The sequence below is a fragment of the Neobacillus sp. Soil_C_43 genome, assembly GCF_057656715.1.
The window spans coordinates 170,838-186,640 of the sequence record NZ_JBDGJV010000001.1; the positions used below are offsets into that span (position 1 = coordinate 170,838).

Annotated in this window: 14 protein-coding genes; 3 read left to right on the top strand and 11 right to left on the bottom strand. The window is 37.9% G+C overall.

The window, feature by feature from the left end; genetic code table 11:
* The first annotated feature begins 6 nt into the window (after window positions 1-6).
* The 3 genes from AC3A54_RS00870 to AC3A54_RS00880 are packed head-to-tail and all read left to right on the top strand — an operon-like array spanning window position 7 to window position 3,840.
* Window positions 7-1,572, top strand: coding sequence for a spore germination protein (locus tag AC3A54_RS00870; RefSeq protein ID WP_420489873.1), 1,566 nt, complete (start codon window positions 7-9; stop codon window positions 1,570-1,572).
* A 23-nt stretch (window positions 1,573-1,595) separates the two neighbouring features.
* Complete coding sequence (locus AC3A54_RS00875) at window positions 1,596-2,696, top strand: GerAB/ArcD/ProY family transporter (RefSeq protein WP_487653050.1); 1,101 nt, start codon at window positions 1,596-1,598, stop codon at window positions 2,694-2,696.
* Window positions 2,683-3,840: a Ger(x)C family spore germination protein gene (locus AC3A54_RS00880; protein ID WP_487653051.1), complete on the top strand. Its 1,158-nt coding sequence runs from the start codon at window positions 2,683-2,685 to the stop codon at window positions 3,838-3,840. The genes AC3A54_RS00875 and AC3A54_RS00880 overlap by 14 nt, the downstream gene beginning before the upstream one ends.
* Before the next feature lie 106 nt (window positions 3,841-3,946).
* Here the strand turns inward: AC3A54_RS00880 and AC3A54_RS00885 are convergent, their stop codons facing one another.
* The 11 genes from AC3A54_RS00885 to AC3A54_RS00935 form a co-directional block, all read right to left on the bottom strand.
* Window positions 3,947-4,933: an aldo/keto reductase gene (locus AC3A54_RS00885; RefSeq protein WP_487653052.1), complete on the bottom strand. Its 987-nt coding sequence runs from the start codon at window positions 4,931-4,933 to the stop codon at window positions 3,947-3,949.
* Window positions 4,934-5,366: 433 nt separating this feature from the next.
* Window positions 5,367-6,842: a recombinase family protein gene (locus tag AC3A54_RS00890; protein ID WP_487653053.1), complete on the bottom strand. Its 1,476-nt coding sequence runs from the start codon at window positions 6,840-6,842 to the stop codon at window positions 5,367-5,369.
* A 23-nt stretch (window positions 6,843-6,865) separates the two neighbouring features.
* Window positions 6,866-7,000 (bottom strand): hypothetical protein, encoded by a 135-nt coding sequence (locus AC3A54_RS00895; protein WP_335545035.1) that lies wholly within the window; start codon window positions 6,998-7,000, stop codon window positions 6,866-6,868.
* A 133-nt stretch (window positions 7,001-7,133) separates the two neighbouring features.
* Window positions 7,134-7,361, bottom strand: coding sequence for a YozE family protein (locus AC3A54_RS00900; protein WP_487653054.1), 228 nt, complete (start codon window positions 7,359-7,361; stop codon window positions 7,134-7,136).
* 79 nt (window positions 7,362-7,440) lie between these two features.
* Window positions 7,441-7,725, bottom strand: a complete 285-nt coding sequence (locus tag AC3A54_RS00905; RefSeq protein ID WP_335545033.1) for a YokU family protein — start codon at window positions 7,723-7,725, stop codon at window positions 7,441-7,443.
* An 11-nt stretch (window positions 7,726-7,736) separates the two neighbouring features.
* Window positions 7,737-9,167 (bottom strand): lysine 2,3-aminomutase, encoded by a 1,431-nt coding sequence (kamA, locus tag AC3A54_RS00910; protein ID WP_487653055.1) that lies wholly within the window; start codon window positions 9,165-9,167, stop codon window positions 7,737-7,739.
* Between the two features lie 143 nt (window positions 9,168-9,310).
* Window positions 9,311-10,708, bottom strand: a complete 1,398-nt coding sequence (locus tag AC3A54_RS00915; protein ID WP_308083511.1) for a sigma-54 interaction domain-containing protein — start codon at window positions 10,706-10,708, stop codon at window positions 9,311-9,313.
* Between the two features lie 63 nt (window positions 10,709-10,771).
* Complete coding sequence (gene ablB / locus AC3A54_RS00920; protein WP_487653056.1) at window positions 10,772-11,626, bottom strand: putative beta-lysine N-acetyltransferase; 855 nt, start codon at window positions 11,624-11,626, stop codon at window positions 10,772-10,774.
* Window positions 11,627-11,697: 71 nt separating this feature from the next.
* Window positions 11,698-13,119, bottom strand: coding sequence for an aldehyde dehydrogenase family protein (locus AC3A54_RS00925; protein ID WP_487653057.1), 1,422 nt, complete (start codon window positions 13,117-13,119; stop codon window positions 11,698-11,700).
* A gap of 38 nt (window positions 13,120-13,157) precedes the next feature.
* A complete protein-coding gene (gene gabT, locus AC3A54_RS00930) occupies window positions 13,158-14,492 on the bottom strand; it encodes a 4-aminobutyrate--2-oxoglutarate transaminase (protein ID WP_487653058.1) in 1,335 nt (444 codons plus the stop codon).
* Window positions 14,493-14,507: 15 nt separating this feature from the next.
* Complete coding sequence (locus AC3A54_RS00935; RefSeq protein ID WP_487653059.1) at window positions 14,508-15,800, bottom strand: peptidase; 1,293 nt, start codon at window positions 15,798-15,800, stop codon at window positions 14,508-14,510.
* Window positions 15,801-15,803 lie beyond the last annotated feature (3 nt).

A 15,803-nucleotide genomic window follows, 5' to 3' on the forward strand; every position in this document is an offset into this window, starting at 1 on the left:
TGGTTAGTGAAATGGCGGAAGCTAAACAAAAACCAGATGAAGATTGAAGAATCTGAAAAAAAAGCAAAACAGGATAACCAGTCATTTCAAGAATCTATTAATGAAATGACCGGAAATCTTACGGCAGATTTGAATTTAATTCGCAAAGAGATTGGGCATAATTCAGATGTGAAATTTCGTGAGTTTCAAATGGGAACAACGGGTATTCGTATTGCCGTTATTTTTATAGATGGGTTTGCAGATGAGGATGTAATTAGTAATCATATTTTGGTTGATTTCATGTCGGCTTCACCAAAAGAAACAGGCCATCCTCTAAAAAACTCCTCCTTAAAAGAGTATATTAAAAACCAAGCCCTTTCTGTCTCCGGCTTAAATGAAGTTCGTACTCTTAAAGATATAACCTCCGGAGTAATGTTTGGGTCAATTGCGATTTTAGTCGATGGTCTAGAAGACGTTTTCCTGGTTGGCGGTGCTAAAGCTAAAACAAGAAATATTGATGAGCCGCCTACTGAGGCTTTGGTACGTGGGCCCAGGGTAGGCTTTATTGAAAATTTAAAGGATAATACAGCTCTTCTTCGGCGGCATGGAAAAGATCAAAACTTATCAATAATCAGTTTTCAGGTAGGAGAGAGGTCCAAAAAAGAACTAGTCATTACCTATATGAAGGATATTGTGGACCCTCATTTATTAGAAGAGGTTAAGCAACGGATTAATAATATAAAAATTGATGATGTACAGGACTCTAGTTATATTGAACAATTAATCGAAGATAATTTTTTAAGTCCATTCCCGCAAGTGCAAAGTACAGAACGACCTGATCGTGTGATGAGTGCATTGTTGGAAGGAAGGATAGCTTTATTATTGGACGGCTCACCTTTTTCCTTAATTGTTCCTGTTACCTTCCATATGCTGTTGCAGTCACCTGAGGACTATTACGAAAGGTGGATGGGTGCGACATTAATTCGTATATTACGATATTTTGCAGCCTTTATTGCTTTATTTGTTCCTTCTTTATATATTGCTTTTATTTCCTTTCATCCGGGATTAATTCCAACCAAGCTCGTTTTTTCCATTGCAGCCACCAGAGAGGGGGTTCCTTTTCCCCCTCTAATTGAGGCACTAATAATGGAAGTATCTATAGAAGTTTTAAGAGAAGCCGGACTTCGTCTACCAAAACCAATTGGACAATCGCTAGGGATCGTGGGCGGTTTAATCATTGGAGAAGCAGCAGTTCAAGCAGGAATAGTTAGTCCAATCATGGTCATCGTAGTTGCTGTCACGGCCATATCTTCATTCACACTCCCACAATATAATGTAGGGATTGCATTAAGAATTCTTCGCTTTGCCTCCATGCTATTTGCTAGTGTGTTTGGATTATATGGAGTTGTTCTGTTCTTCCTGTTGCTTAGCAGCCATTTAGTCAGGCTTAAAAGTTTTGGCATTCCATATGTGAGCCCTGCTGTATCATTTCGATTGAGAGATTGGAAGGACTTCATGATTCGGCTCCCTCTTTTTCTGATGAAACGCCGTCCTAAATTGTTGCATCCAAAAGATTCAGTAAGAAAAAGATAACGTTTCGAAAGGAGTGACTAATTATGACTTCCAGTCCTTTAGATCGAATAACTTCTCATCAAGCAGTAATGTTTATCACAAATTTTATTCTCGGTGCAGGGATTTTAACGCTACCCAGAACCACGACAGAGAAAATCAAAACCCCCGATTCTTGGATCGCAGTAATTGTTAGTGGATTAATTATTATTCTTGTAGCAGTAATAATTTTAAAACTATGCCAAAGATACCCGACCGAAACTTTTTTCCAATTTAATCAAAGACTTCTTGGGAAATGGATAGGATCGATGCTAAGTTTAACAGTTGTCTGCTATTATATTGCTTTGTCTGCATATGAGCTTCGAACAATGGCTGAAACTACACGATTATTCTTACTTCAGGGAACTCCACCATGGGCTATCATGATGCCATTTTTATGGATTGGTCTATACTTAGTTCAAGGCGGGGTGAATGCCATTGCTCGTTTATTAGAAATTATTTTTCCAATTACGGTTCTTTTTTTTCTTTTGGTCATGTTTTTAGGCATTGAATTATTTGAGGTTGATAATTTACGTCCGGTGTTAGGATCGGGGGTTAAGCCTGTCTTAAATGGGTTAACAACCTCCTCTCTTTCCTTTGCAGGCTTCGAAATTCTCCTCTTTATTTATATGTTTATGAAAGAAAAAAACAAGGTAATAAAAGTTCCATTACTTGGAGTTGGAATACCCTTTGTCTTTTATACCATTACAGTGGTAATCGTAATAGGTTCCCTTTCAGTAGACTCAGTGGTGTCACAAACATGGCCTGTACTTACATTTATTCGAAGCTTTGAAATCACAGGCCTTCTATTTGAACGGTTCGATTCCCTTATTCTTGTCATTTGGATTATGCAAATATTCGCTACGTATGTCATTGCTTTATTTATTGCTAATCTAGGTTTACATCAGATTTTTTCGAAAAATACTCACGTATTTATTTATAGTTTATTACCTCTCATTTATTTAGTTTCTATGATTCCTAAAAATATAAATGAGGTATTTAAGATGGCAGATATGATTGGTAATTTCGCTTTTTATTTATTTTTTATTATTCCGATGGTCCTTTTCATTATTTCAAAGGTGAAGGAAAGAATATATGAAAAAATGTAAATCTATACTTAGAAACTGTTTTGGCTCATTGCTTTCACTTTTACTGCTGTCAGGTTGCTGGAGCAGCAAGTCTATTGAAGAACTAAATATTGCGGTTGGCACAGCTGTTGATAAAGCAAAAGATGGAAAAATACGATCAACTCTTCAATATGTAATACCAAGTGCAATCGGTAATTCAAGTAACAAGTCACCACAACAAAAACCTTATCTTAATGTCTCTGCTTCAGGAACCTCATTAGAACCAATCGGTTGGGAAACGACCTTACGAAGAGAGGGTCCAATATCAGGGGCACATGAAAAAGTAGTGATTATTGGACAAGATCTTGCCCGTAAAGAGCCAATTAGAGAAATAACAGATTTGTTTTTTCGGGATATCGATATTAGAGGAAGCACCTTAATCTTTATTTCTAAAGGAGAGGCTGCACGAACTCTCGAATCAAAGGAAGCAGGTGTCATTCCTGCATTACGCTTAGTAGAAATTGCAGAACAGGAACTTACAACTAGAACATTAAGGCACCTCTCCTTAATGAAGATTTGGGGAAAATCGAACTCTCAGACCAGCTTCCTATTACAGCTGATTGATTTAAAAAAGGGAGAAATTGACTTTGATGGAGCGGCCGTAATAAAAGGAAGAACAAACAAGATGATTGGGATTCTTAATAAGGAAGAGATTGAAGGCATAAATTGGATAACAGGAGAAGGTAAAAGCGGGGCGGTAAAAGCCTTCCAAAATGAGTCGGATAAACCCACATATTATCAGATTCAGTCAATGAAAAGCAAAATTAAGCCCCATGTAACCGGTGATAGAATTTCGTTTGATGTAAAAATTGAGTCAGAGGGAAGAATTGCTGAATACTGGAATCCTCACTTTAAACCTGCTTTTAAGAATACAACTATTAATCACTTTGAAAATGCGGTTGAGAAAGAAGTAATGCATTTAGTAGAAAATACAACAAAAAAAACGCAAAAGGAATTAGGAGTAGATGTTGGAGGTTTTGGTAACCAATTGCGAATACATTATCCTAATGTTTGGAAAAATGTGAAGGACGATTGGGAAGAAAAATTTAGTGAGGTTCCCATCACCTATGATGTATCGATTACGATACAGGATTACGGAATGATTGGAGCAAAGAAAAATAAATAACTTTTGTTAGCGTTCAAGCCTCGCAGTTTAAATGGATATATTTGTAAATATTAAAAATATAAAGAAAGGTCCAAATGCCATTAAAATGGCTGGACCTTTCTGGAAATTATAAATTTAATCCCTTCATTGATGCTTCAGGGTAACGCAGACCCGCAGCTGCTCCAATCGGCGCAGCTTCATTTATTCGGGCCAGGTCCTCTGTTGTCAGTTTTATATCTACAGCTTTTACATTTTCTTCTAAATATTTTCGTTTCTTTGTTCCTGGAATCGGCACTATATCTTCTCCCTGTGCAAGCAGCCATGCCAACGCCAGTTGTGATGCCTGATACCCTTTTTCCTGTGCGATTTCCTTAATTTTTTTAACCAATTCAATGTTGCGTTCAAAGTTCTCTCCCTGGAAACGCGGGGAGAACCTCCGATAATCGTCTTCAGCTAGGTCCTCAAATTTTTGAATTTGTCCGGTTAAAAAACCTCTTCCAAGAGGACTGTAAGGGACAAATCCTATTCCAAGTTCTCTAACAGTTGGAAGAATTTCATCCTCTACATTACGGCTCCAGAGTGAGTATTCTGTCTGGAGAGCGGTAATTGGATGGACCTTATGGGCTGCGCGAATAGTCTGTGGTGCGGCCTCCGACATACCAATGTAGCGGATTTTTCCTTCTTTAACTAGTTCAGCCATTGCACCAATTGTCTCCTCAATTGGTGTATTAGGGTCTACACGGTGCTGGTAATACAAATCAATGTATTCAACACCTAATCGGCGAAGACTCGCATCACAAGCACTTTTTACATAGTCGGGACGGCCATTGACACCTAAAAAGGTGCCGTCTTCTGCACGGACATTCCCAAATTTTGTAGCTACGATTACGTTTTCCCGACGGCCTTTAATTGCTTGCCCTACCAATTCTTCATTTTTGCCGACTCCATACATATCTGCTGTATCCAGAAAATTTACTCCAAGGTCAAGTGCATGTTGAATCGTTCTAATTGATTCTTCATCATCACGCCCCGCATAGAAATCAGACATTCCCATACATCCAAGCCCGATGGCAGATACCTCAAGTCCTGTTGATCCGAGTTTTCTTTTATTCATGGTTTCCTTCTCCTTCCTTCATTCAACTCTTCAATTTCATTTTGCACAATTCGTACCATTTTAGCAATTGACTCCCAAAATCCCTTTTTAGGATACCATTTTCATTATAGGGAATTCTTGTAAAAAATTCTTTTAATTTGCCTAATATTACTTAAACCTGAATTATTCACCGAATTTCTAAAATAAGCAATATCCGCCTATCTAATCAGCTTTCTGGTTCAGTTTTAATGCATGAAATAAATGAAATAAGAAAAGTGAACCTCCATCATTGGAAAGTTTAATCTGATACAGGTGAATTTATTTTTCGTGAATTTTTCCATTAATTGAATTAACTTAAAAAATATGGGCCTGAACCTATTGTTCAGACCCTCGTATTGTTATTCCCCTAAATCCACATTTTTGTATATCTAAAATTTCCTCTCATAAATCATTTTTAAAGCCATTCAATTTCAATTGTAACTTCAACATCTTCTTTTTTTGTATTATGATCTGCTATGGTATTGGATGAGAACCAGATTTTTTTAATAAATGTTTTAAGGAAAGTATTACAATCTTCAGGTTCAAGTATATCTATCGTACCCAAGGTTTCAATGCTTTGTTTTAAACGTTGTTGCTCTTCATCGGTATTATTCAGATTTTCCAATTGGATATTTATTAATTCTATTTGCTGCTTTACTTGTTTAATTTGCTTATCGTTTTCTTCACTCAATTCATGAAAGTCAGTTTTAGTGATTTCCCCATCCATTCTCATAATTTTCAGATTATTTTGTCTGTTACCAAACTTTTCCAATTGCTTCTCGAGAGATTCCCTTTGAATAATAAATTTTTTTTTCTCATCAGAGGTGTCAAGGGCTTTCAATTTTTCTAATGCTTCTTCAAAATCTGTCTTTCTCTCCTTTACTTTTTGTAATACATATACTTCAACAGGCAGATATTTGTGGCCTCTATCGTTGCAAGTATTATTACTGATCTTGTAAGAACAAGACTTAATAAAATCTGTTCCATAACCATCCATTTGAATATATCTTTTTCTTCCGCAACAATTACAATAAAGTAGGTTTTGAAGTCTCCTTGTTGCTTTCTTTTTATTAAAATAACTGCCTTTTTTGTTTTCATCTAATATTTTTTGAACCTCCAAAAAGGTTTGTTTACTAACAATAGGTTCATGTGCCTTTTCAACGAATACCTCATCGACCACTCTTCCATTAACTCTCCTGCAAGCTTTTACTACTCCATAATAAACAACATTCTTTCTTGCGGAAGAAATATGAGAAGTGGTTAATACCTTACCGTTCCTACTCCTCCAACCCAGTGTATCCAATTGTTTAGCTATTTCATTTGCACTACATCTTTCTAATGTTTTTTCGAAAATATGTCTTATTATTTTTGCTTCTTCTTCAATAACCACTAACTTTTGATTTTTATCCTTTTCATACCCTAATGGTGCTTTATTACTCATCACCCATCTACCCTGCTCTGCAGCTGCCAATCGACCTCTGCCTAAACGTTTACGGATCTGTTTATATTCAAAATTAGCCAACATTGCTTGAAATGAGAAAAGCATTTCATTACTTTCTTGTGTTAAATCAATTGCGCCATGAGGAGTTAAAATTTTAATATCATGAGCAATCAGCAATGTTTTGATTTGTTCAGCGTATGCATTATCACGAGAAATACGATCTATGTCCATAACCAGTAGATAATCATATTCGTCTAACTTGCTCAATAGCAAATTCAACTGTGGCCTCTCAGTATTCACCCCACTAGAGATTTCTTGATATATGTCGTATGTTAAATTATGTTGATTCGCGAGTTTGATTAAAGCATTTCGATGACTTGTTAATATTTCCTCAATATCTAATTGTTCCTCATTCCTTGATAAGCGTAAGTAAATAGCTGATATTGACATTTTGTTTTTTTATCACTCCTTTACTATGTATAAAAATCATCATATTTTTTATCGAATAAAATTAGAAAATCAATATCTGTTACTCTGCCAACAGTACCATAAATGGTAATCACGACCGTATCACCGATCTTATACTTCGGTTTTCTCCGTTTTGCCATGTCCTCCCATCCCCTCAAATGCTAAGTCGTGAATTTTAATTACAATAGTATATGCATCGGAATTGATATCGCGCATACCATTTGTAAAATGAAAAAATCGCCTCCATATAAAGAAGCGATTTCTTCCAACTGTTTAATTTTTGCTTTCAGCATTAACATATAACTGCCATGCCTCATCAAAAATAGACATTGACTCTAGATATTGACCATTTAGTTCTAAGTAGGAACTGAGTTCGTGGTAATCCTTTGAGGATTTCGGAAAGCTATGGTCCATATAGGCATGGTTTGCAAATAAACTAATACGATCTTTTGGTGCCGGATGTCTATATTTCATTAAAAAATGATAAAAGGATTTACTCATCACACAAACGCCTTTCCATGGAAATTCACTTATGTGATATATGATAACGAATACTCACAGTATCGTCCAGTTTATATATTTATGAGGAAAAATCAAAATAATTCCTTTTCAACAACCTTGGTATTTTCATTAAATCCTCAAAGGTAATTACTTTAGAAACTTGTTTACAATCAATTAAGAATAAGTGATTTTCTATTTCCTTTACTATTACCTCACTTTGGTAAGTCATAGAACAATCTCGACAGAAATAGGTAGGAGTTTCTGAAATCTCGATTGCTCTCGTCCCATCAGGTAATTCCCAGTATACCGAGTCTACCATTCTATCTACGTTTGGACTTGCACACCATTCACATTCCATTTTCATGCTCCCACCTCTTATTCTTTCATAACATCTACACTAGGTTGTGTTTCAGCGCTTCCCTTTTCCTTTTGGGTAACCGCTTTGAATTTTTTTTCTTTTAATTCATCCCGTTTACTCCGCTTATCCTTTAATGAAGTATGCGAAGGATCTTGATTGTAATCTTTACGGCGGTTTAATCTTGTTAGGCCTTCTGGAACAAGATTAAAATGCTGATCATTCATAATACCAGCAATACCCGCAACAGATCTTTTTGCTTCCATCTCAGGATAAATTTCTTTAAAATAGCCTTCCGCTCTCCCAGGGATGTAGTTTTCCGGCTCAGGATAAGAAGTAATTACACCCTCAAAATTACGTAGGACGACCTTTTCAGGACTTTGAGAAATTAAATAATTGGGCTGTAACGCAATTTTCCCGCCTCCACCGGGTGCATCAACCACGAATGTTGGTACTGCGTATCCTGACGTATGCCCACGGAGTCCCTCGATAATTTCAAGTCCTTTAGAGACTGGTGCCCGGAAGTGTCCAATGCCCTCAGAAAGATCACATTGATAAATATAGTATGGACGTACTCGGATTTTCACAAGGTCATGCATGAGTCTCTTCATGATTGGAACACTGTCATTAATGCCTGCTAAAATAACAGACTGGTTACCTACAGGTACACCTGCATTGGCAAGCATTTCACAAGCTCTCTTAGAATCCTCAGTAATCTCAATAGATGTATTAAAATGGGTATTCAACCAAATTGGATGATACTTCTTTAGAATGTTGCAAAGGTTCTCTGTAATTCGTTGTGGGAAGACAACAGGTGCACGAGTCCCTATTCTAATTATTTCAACATGGTCAATTTCTCGTAAATTTTTAAGGATATACTCTAAAATATTATCATTTATTAATAACCCATCACCACCGGATATTAATACATCACGTACCTCCGGATTTTGCCTAATATAGTTAATTGCTGCATCCAGCTGTTTTTTTGGAACACCCATTCCAATTTGTCCTGAAAAGCGCCTCCTAGTACAATAGCGGCAATACATCGAACATTGATTGGTGACAAGAAAGAGAACACGATCGGGATAGCGGTGAGTTAATCCAGGGACAGGAGAATCTTCATCTTCATACAAAGGGTCTTCAAGATCATATTTTGTTTTATAAATCTCTTTTGATATAGGTACTGATTGCATTCTGATTGGACAACGTGGATCATCTGGGTTCATTAATGATGCATAGTAAGGTGTAATATTTAAAGGGATTGTTTTGGTTGAAATTCGTACCCCTTCTTCTTCTTCTGGAGTTAAATTGATTACTTTCTTAAGGTCATCTAAAGTACGAATCGTATTTGTTAGTTGCCAGAGCCAATCATTCCATTGCTCTTCTGTTACATCTTTCCAAAGTTCTATATCCTTCCAGTATCTGCTTGGTTTATATAAGAATTGCTTCATATTCATTTCCCCCTATCTGGCTTTACTAAATAATATGCAAGTTTCGTGCCAACGTTATAAAACAGGAGGAGAAGTACATTTTTCTAAAATTTCTTAAATTTCAGTTTTTAAAACATAAAAAAGTGCCAAAAATTCGGCACTTTTCAATCCATCCACTTCTTAATTTTGTATTGCAGTGTTTGTCTAGGAATCTCCAAAAGCTTCGCCGCTTGATTCACATTACCTTCACTCAATTCAAGAGCATTCATAATAAGTTCTCTTTCTAATACCTCCATATTTTTTCTTAACGACAAACTTTCAAACGGGTGATTACTCTTACCTTTTAAAGAGGGAGCATGATGTTTTAGCATCATCGGCAATTCTTCAACGCATAACTGTGTCCCTTCGCAAACATTCATCATGTATTCAAGCGTATGTTTTAGTTCTCTTACATTTCCTGGCCACTGATATTCAATAAAAAACAACTCCAGTTTCTTTTCCAAACCATAGATATTTTTCCCAAGTTTACGGTTAAATTCCTTCATAAAATAGTTTGTTAAAAATAAGATATCATCTTTTCTCTCTCTCAAGGGGAGAAGAGAAAAAGTGAACACATTTAACCGGTAATAGAGATCCGATCGAAGTTTTTGGTCTTGTAGTGCAATACTCGGATGCACATTCATTGCTGCAATTACGCGTACATCTACAGAAATGTTTTGCGAACTTCCAACCCTTCTAACAATTCCGTCCTCTAACACCCTTAACAGCTTTGCTTGAAGTTCAATGGGCATCGTATGTAATTCATCTAGAAATAAAGTTCCCCCATCCGCGAGTTCAAATAAGCCTTTACGGTCCACAGCACCAGTATAGCTTCCTTTAGCTGTACCAAAAAGAATACTTTCTAATAAAGTTTCTGGAATAGCTGCACAATTTTGAGCTATAAATGCCCCCCCAGAACGGATGGATTCATGATGAATCCCCTGGACAAATAACTCCTTACCTGTCCCGGATTCCCCATAAACAAGGATAGGAGAATCTGATTTTGCAAGTTTCTTCCCTTCCTCTTTCGTGCTGATAAAAACGGGGTTTACCGTTTTTAAATCCGCAAATGTATAATTTACTTGTTTTATTACCTTTTTCTTGGTAGTCCTATTGACACCTTTTTGTAAATCTAATAGCCTTTCTGCAAGGAGCTTCATCCGTGAATAGTCTTTAGCAATTTCAACTGCACCGATAATTTCTTTTCCTAAAAAAATTGGTAAAGTGGTATTAATGGTATCAATTCTTGTACCATGGACATTAAGGTAAACCTGTGTTTGGTTGTAGATAGGCTTACCCGTTTGAATCACTTTTAATAGAGTACTAGATTCCTCTGTCAGGGAGGGAAATGCATCAATTAAATGCTTCCCTTGTACTTCCTTCACTTCCATGCCATCATGCTTAGCTGCCACTTCATTATAAAAGATGGTCTTTCCTTCTGTATTAACAACATGAATACCTTCATCTATACTTTTTAGAATAGCTGATAACACTTCTTCTGTTAAAGCTGTTAATTGAACCATTACATCACCTGCCCTTCTTGCCATTTTTAAGGTGCCAAAAATTCGGCATGAGCAGCCGAATTTTTAGCAGGTTGCCAGATTTTTCACCCACATATTCATATTTTCTAACTTATCATAAATATAACAATTATTCATTAACCTGCCACGATAGGAATATCCTAGCTGAAATAAAACGGCATTCATACCGAACGATAACGACCTCGCAATTGAATAAGAACAAAAGATTCCCTTTTTTTTCAATTCACCCTCAAGCTCTTGAAGAATCATCTTCATTAATCCATACTTCCTGTGTTCGGATATGGTGGCACAATCGGTTAATTCTGCATTCTTATAAAAAGAATTTATTTCTGCAGAGGCTGCACTGACAATTTTGCCTTGATGGAAATAAACGTAGTAAATCGTCCCATCTTCCATCGTCTTTTTTACATATTCAGGATCATGCAACGGTGTTGGGTATACCTGAAAGACTTGACGATACAATGTGGATAACTCAGCAGCACAATTTTCATCTGCCTTCTTTAGCTCATATTCCTTAGGAGGAAAGTTTTTTTCCATGGTGGGGTCTAATTGATAGATACTATGAATCATGCCATCCTCGGTTATCCAATGATCGTTTTTTTTACGGTCCTGTGAATAAAATTTTGAAAAGAAAAAAGCATCTGAACCTAAAAAAAATCGATCAACCACTGCTTCAGGCTGTAGTCCATTTTCCATTAATATCATAAAATCATTGCTGCGTCCCTTCACAATGAGCTTTTCTGCATGTTGATCCTGCACTAGTTCCTCTACTCTTTTAAGAACCAATTGTATATTCCCGCGATAATCATCAACCCGAATCCTTTTGTTAAAAGGATCAAGGTAGACTTCGATAAAAAAGTTGCTTTCCTCAATATAAGTAGTGGATGCAGTCTGATTCATTTTTCTCACTCCTTCACTACTTCATCTTTTGAAAAAATGCCTGGCTTTGGAAATAGCCAGACATTTTTTATTTACTCCATCTTGAAGCTAATTAACTTTAATTCTGTCATTTCTTCAACCGCATACTTGATTCCTTCCCTGCCCATTCCACTAAGCTTTACCCCACCATATGGCATTTGATCCACACGGAAGGTCGGGATATCGTTTATCATAACCCCGCCTACTTCGAGTTTTTTAGCTGCCCTCAACCCATAATGTATATCATTTGTAAAGATTCCTGCCTGTAGACCGTATTTTGAATCATTTACAAAGTTAATTGCTTCCTCCATTGAACTGAAGCGGTTAATATGAACCACAGGAGCAAAGACTTCTTCGCAAGAAATCTTCTCCCTAACAGGAACATCTACTAGAACAGTAGGTTGAAAGATTCCATCATTAAAATTTCCACCTATTTTAAGATCTGCCCCATTGGCAATTGCCTCATCAACCCATTCTTTTGTACGCTCTACATCCGCTCTAGTTATAAGTGCGGATACATCTGTTTGTTCGTCAAGTGGATTACCCGCTTTTAATTTTTTCGTTTCTTCAATAAACTGTTCGACAAACTGATCTATCATTTTTTCATGAACAAAGACACGTTGAATACTTATACATACTTGACCTTGATAAGAAAATGCCCCCGTAACGATTCTTGGAATGATTTTTTCCAAACTTACCCCATCATCGACAATAACAGCGGAGTTGGAACCTAATTCAAGGGTTACTTTCTTTAACCCTGAATTTTCACGAATATATTTCCCCACCTTGGGACTTCCCGTAAAGGTAATCATCTTAATTCTTTCGTCTTTCATCAATATATCACCGAGCACACTGCCGCTTCCTGTGACCACATTTAATGCACCCGATGGCAATCCAGCACGATGAAAATATTCAGCAATTTTATAAGCGGATAATGGTGTCTGGCTCGCTGGTTTTAAGACAACTGTATTTCCTGCAGCAATGGCCGGGCCAACCTTATGTGCGACAAGATTCATAGGAAAGTTAAATGGAGTAATGGCTGCGATTACTCCAAGGGGTTCCCTAATCGTAAAAGCAAGTCTGCCTTCTCCGCCAGGTGCTGCATCCATCGGAACTGTTTCTCCATGTATTCTTCTAGCCTCATGGGCAGCGAACGTGTAAGTCATGATGGTCCGGTCGACCTCAGCTCTGGCAGCTTTAAGAGGTTTTGCTGCTTCCTCGGAAATCAGCTTTGCACACTCTTCTCTTTCATTTTTTAGAAAACTGGCTACTTTTTCTAAAATCTCGGCACGTTTAAAGGCAGGGATTTCTTGCATATCCACAGTAGCTTGATGCGCTGCCGTAATGGCTGCCACAACATCTTCCTGTTCCGCAACGGCGATATCAGCAATATGCTTCAGGTTATATGGATTTTTTAATTTTATATAAGATAGGGTTGGTCGATATTCACCGCCAATCCACAGTGACTGTTTCAAAAGACATCCTCCAATCTTTTTGCATGTAAATCAAATAGCTAATCTCGACAACATACACCGATGGCATTTTCCAGAACATCCAAACCTTCCTCTAATTGGTCATCTGTGATGACGAGAGGAGTTAGTAGTCGGATGATGTTTCCGAACAATCCTGCTGTCATAATAATAAGTCCATTTTGATGTGAGGTATGAATAATTTGTTGAACTAGTTCTTTATTTGGTGTTTTTGATTTTGAGTCTTTTACAAATTCGATAGCACACATAGCACCAATATTCCGAACATCACCGATCTGAGGATATTGTTTCTTAAGAGCAGAAAATCGTTTTTGAAAAACCTCTCCTATATGTTCGGCCCGATCTAATAAATTTCCTTCCTCAATCGCTTTTATCACCTCAAGTGCAGCCACACAACCGAGCGGACTGCCCCCATATGTTCCTCCAATTTCTCCTACATTCGGTGAGTCCATAATTTCCGCTCTACCTGTTACGGCACTAATCGGAAGACCTGCCCCCAATGACTTTGACATAGTCATTAAGTCAGGCACAACATCAAAATGTTCTATAGCAAACATTTTACCCGTTCTGCCAAAGCCAGTTTGAACCTCATCAGCGATAAATAAGATTCCATGTTTTTCACATAGCTCCTTAACCCCTTTTACAAACTGCTTTGACGGGATAACAAAACCGCCTTCCCCTTGAATCGGTTCCATGATTACTGCAGCAATTTCTTCAGGTGGAACCTCACTTTGGAAGAAGGTTTCAAAGCGCTGTAAAAGAATTGTATCTAATTGTTCAGGCGTATCGAATTCAGAACGATAATAATAAGGATAAGCCCATTTATACGTTTCCGGTACGAATGGTCCAAATTCATATTTGTAGGGTTTCACCTTGCTCGTTAACGACATTGCCATGTAGGTACGTCCGTGAAAGCCTCTTTCAAAAGAAATGATTGCTTTCCTCCCCGTATACTTTCTTGCAATTTTCACGGCATTCTCGACAGCTTCGGCACCACTATTTAAGAAGAACGTTTTCTTTTGATGATTACCCGGAGAAATCCGATTAAGTGTTTCCGCTAACTTAACATATGGTTCATACATCATGACATGGAAGCAGGGATGAAGGTAGGCATCAATTTGCTGATGCAGTGCTGCAACCACACCCGGGGGACAGTGACCCACATTTAAGGAACCAATAGCACCTGCAAAATCAATAAAGGTATTACCATCAACATCCGTAATGAGTGCCCCTTCTCCCTTACTAGCAAACGTATGAATTGTATTAAACGGGCCTTTCGGTACATTCTGCGCTTTCCTGGTGAGTAATTCTACCGCTTTTGGACCAGGAATCTTGGTTCTAAGTTGGATCGATCCCATTGGCTTCCCCCTCTTTTATTCACAAACTTCACACCACTTCATCAAGGTTAGAGCAATAATTTCGCTAGCCGCAAACAAATCCTCCAAATCAATGTGCTCATTCGCATCATGTGCTGTTTCGGTAATTCCCGGTCCGAATACCACAACGGGGGTATCACCAACAGTCGAAAGAATTCCACCATCTGTTCCCCATGGACTTGCTTCAACGATTGGTGGATCCCCTTTCACCTCTATAAAACTCTTAGATAGTTCATTCATTAACGGGTGATCACTTTCTAAACTTCCCGGCAGCCACCTGCCTCCAAACCACTCAATTTTAAGGGGATTTTCCTGAAACCATTCATCCGCTTCATTCAATTCCTGTAGGCTTGCCTCCATTTCTAACTTGGCGGCTTGAATCGTTTCTTCTGGTGACACACCCATTCTCCCCTCAATAATGGCGGTGTCAGGCACCGAAGAAGGCCATTCTCCGCTGTTAATCTTTCCAATATTGATAGGGATGGGAATAGGTGTTTTTTCAAAGAGAGGGTCAGTAATCTTAGCATTTCTATCTTTCTCTAATTGTTGTAATCTTTGAATGACCCACATTGATTTTTCAATCGCACTTACCCCTTCGTATCTAGTTCCACCATGTGCCGCCCTTCCCTTAACCGTGATTCTGAACCACATTGAACCCTGTTGTTTTGGGAATAATTTCATATTCGTAGGCTCAGGTATAATGGCTCCATCTGCCCTGTATCCTCGCAAGACGGCAGCTAGCGTTCCTGCTCCACCACTTTCTTCTTCTATGACACTTTGAAAAATTACATCTCCTTTTAATTTAATTCCGTTTGCAATTAAGGATTCAATGGCTAGTAAAAGAGCCACATTCCCCCCTTTCATATCTGTAGCTCCTCTTCCATAAAGCTTACCGCACTCAATTACTCCACTAAATGGATCATGTCTCCAGTTTGATTCATCCCCAACAGGTACAACATCAATATGACCGTTTAAAATAATTGATTTCCCACCTCCTGCTCCTTTTAGAACGGCAACTAGATTAGGATTCCCTTCAAAGCTCTGACGGTCACAGCAATAGGCTGGATGGTTCTTTAGTTCTTCTCCGCCAATTTCCCATATATCAAGAATCAAACCCATCTGACGGCATTTTTCAATAACAATGGCCTGTGTACTACTTTCATTTCCCCTCGTGCTATTCTCCTGTACTAGGATTTGTAACAGTCTGGCCCCTCTCGCTCGATTCTCCTTTAACCAATGCTTGATACGGCTTTCATTGTTTTGCAAATCATTCACTCCTTCGACCTGCATCCG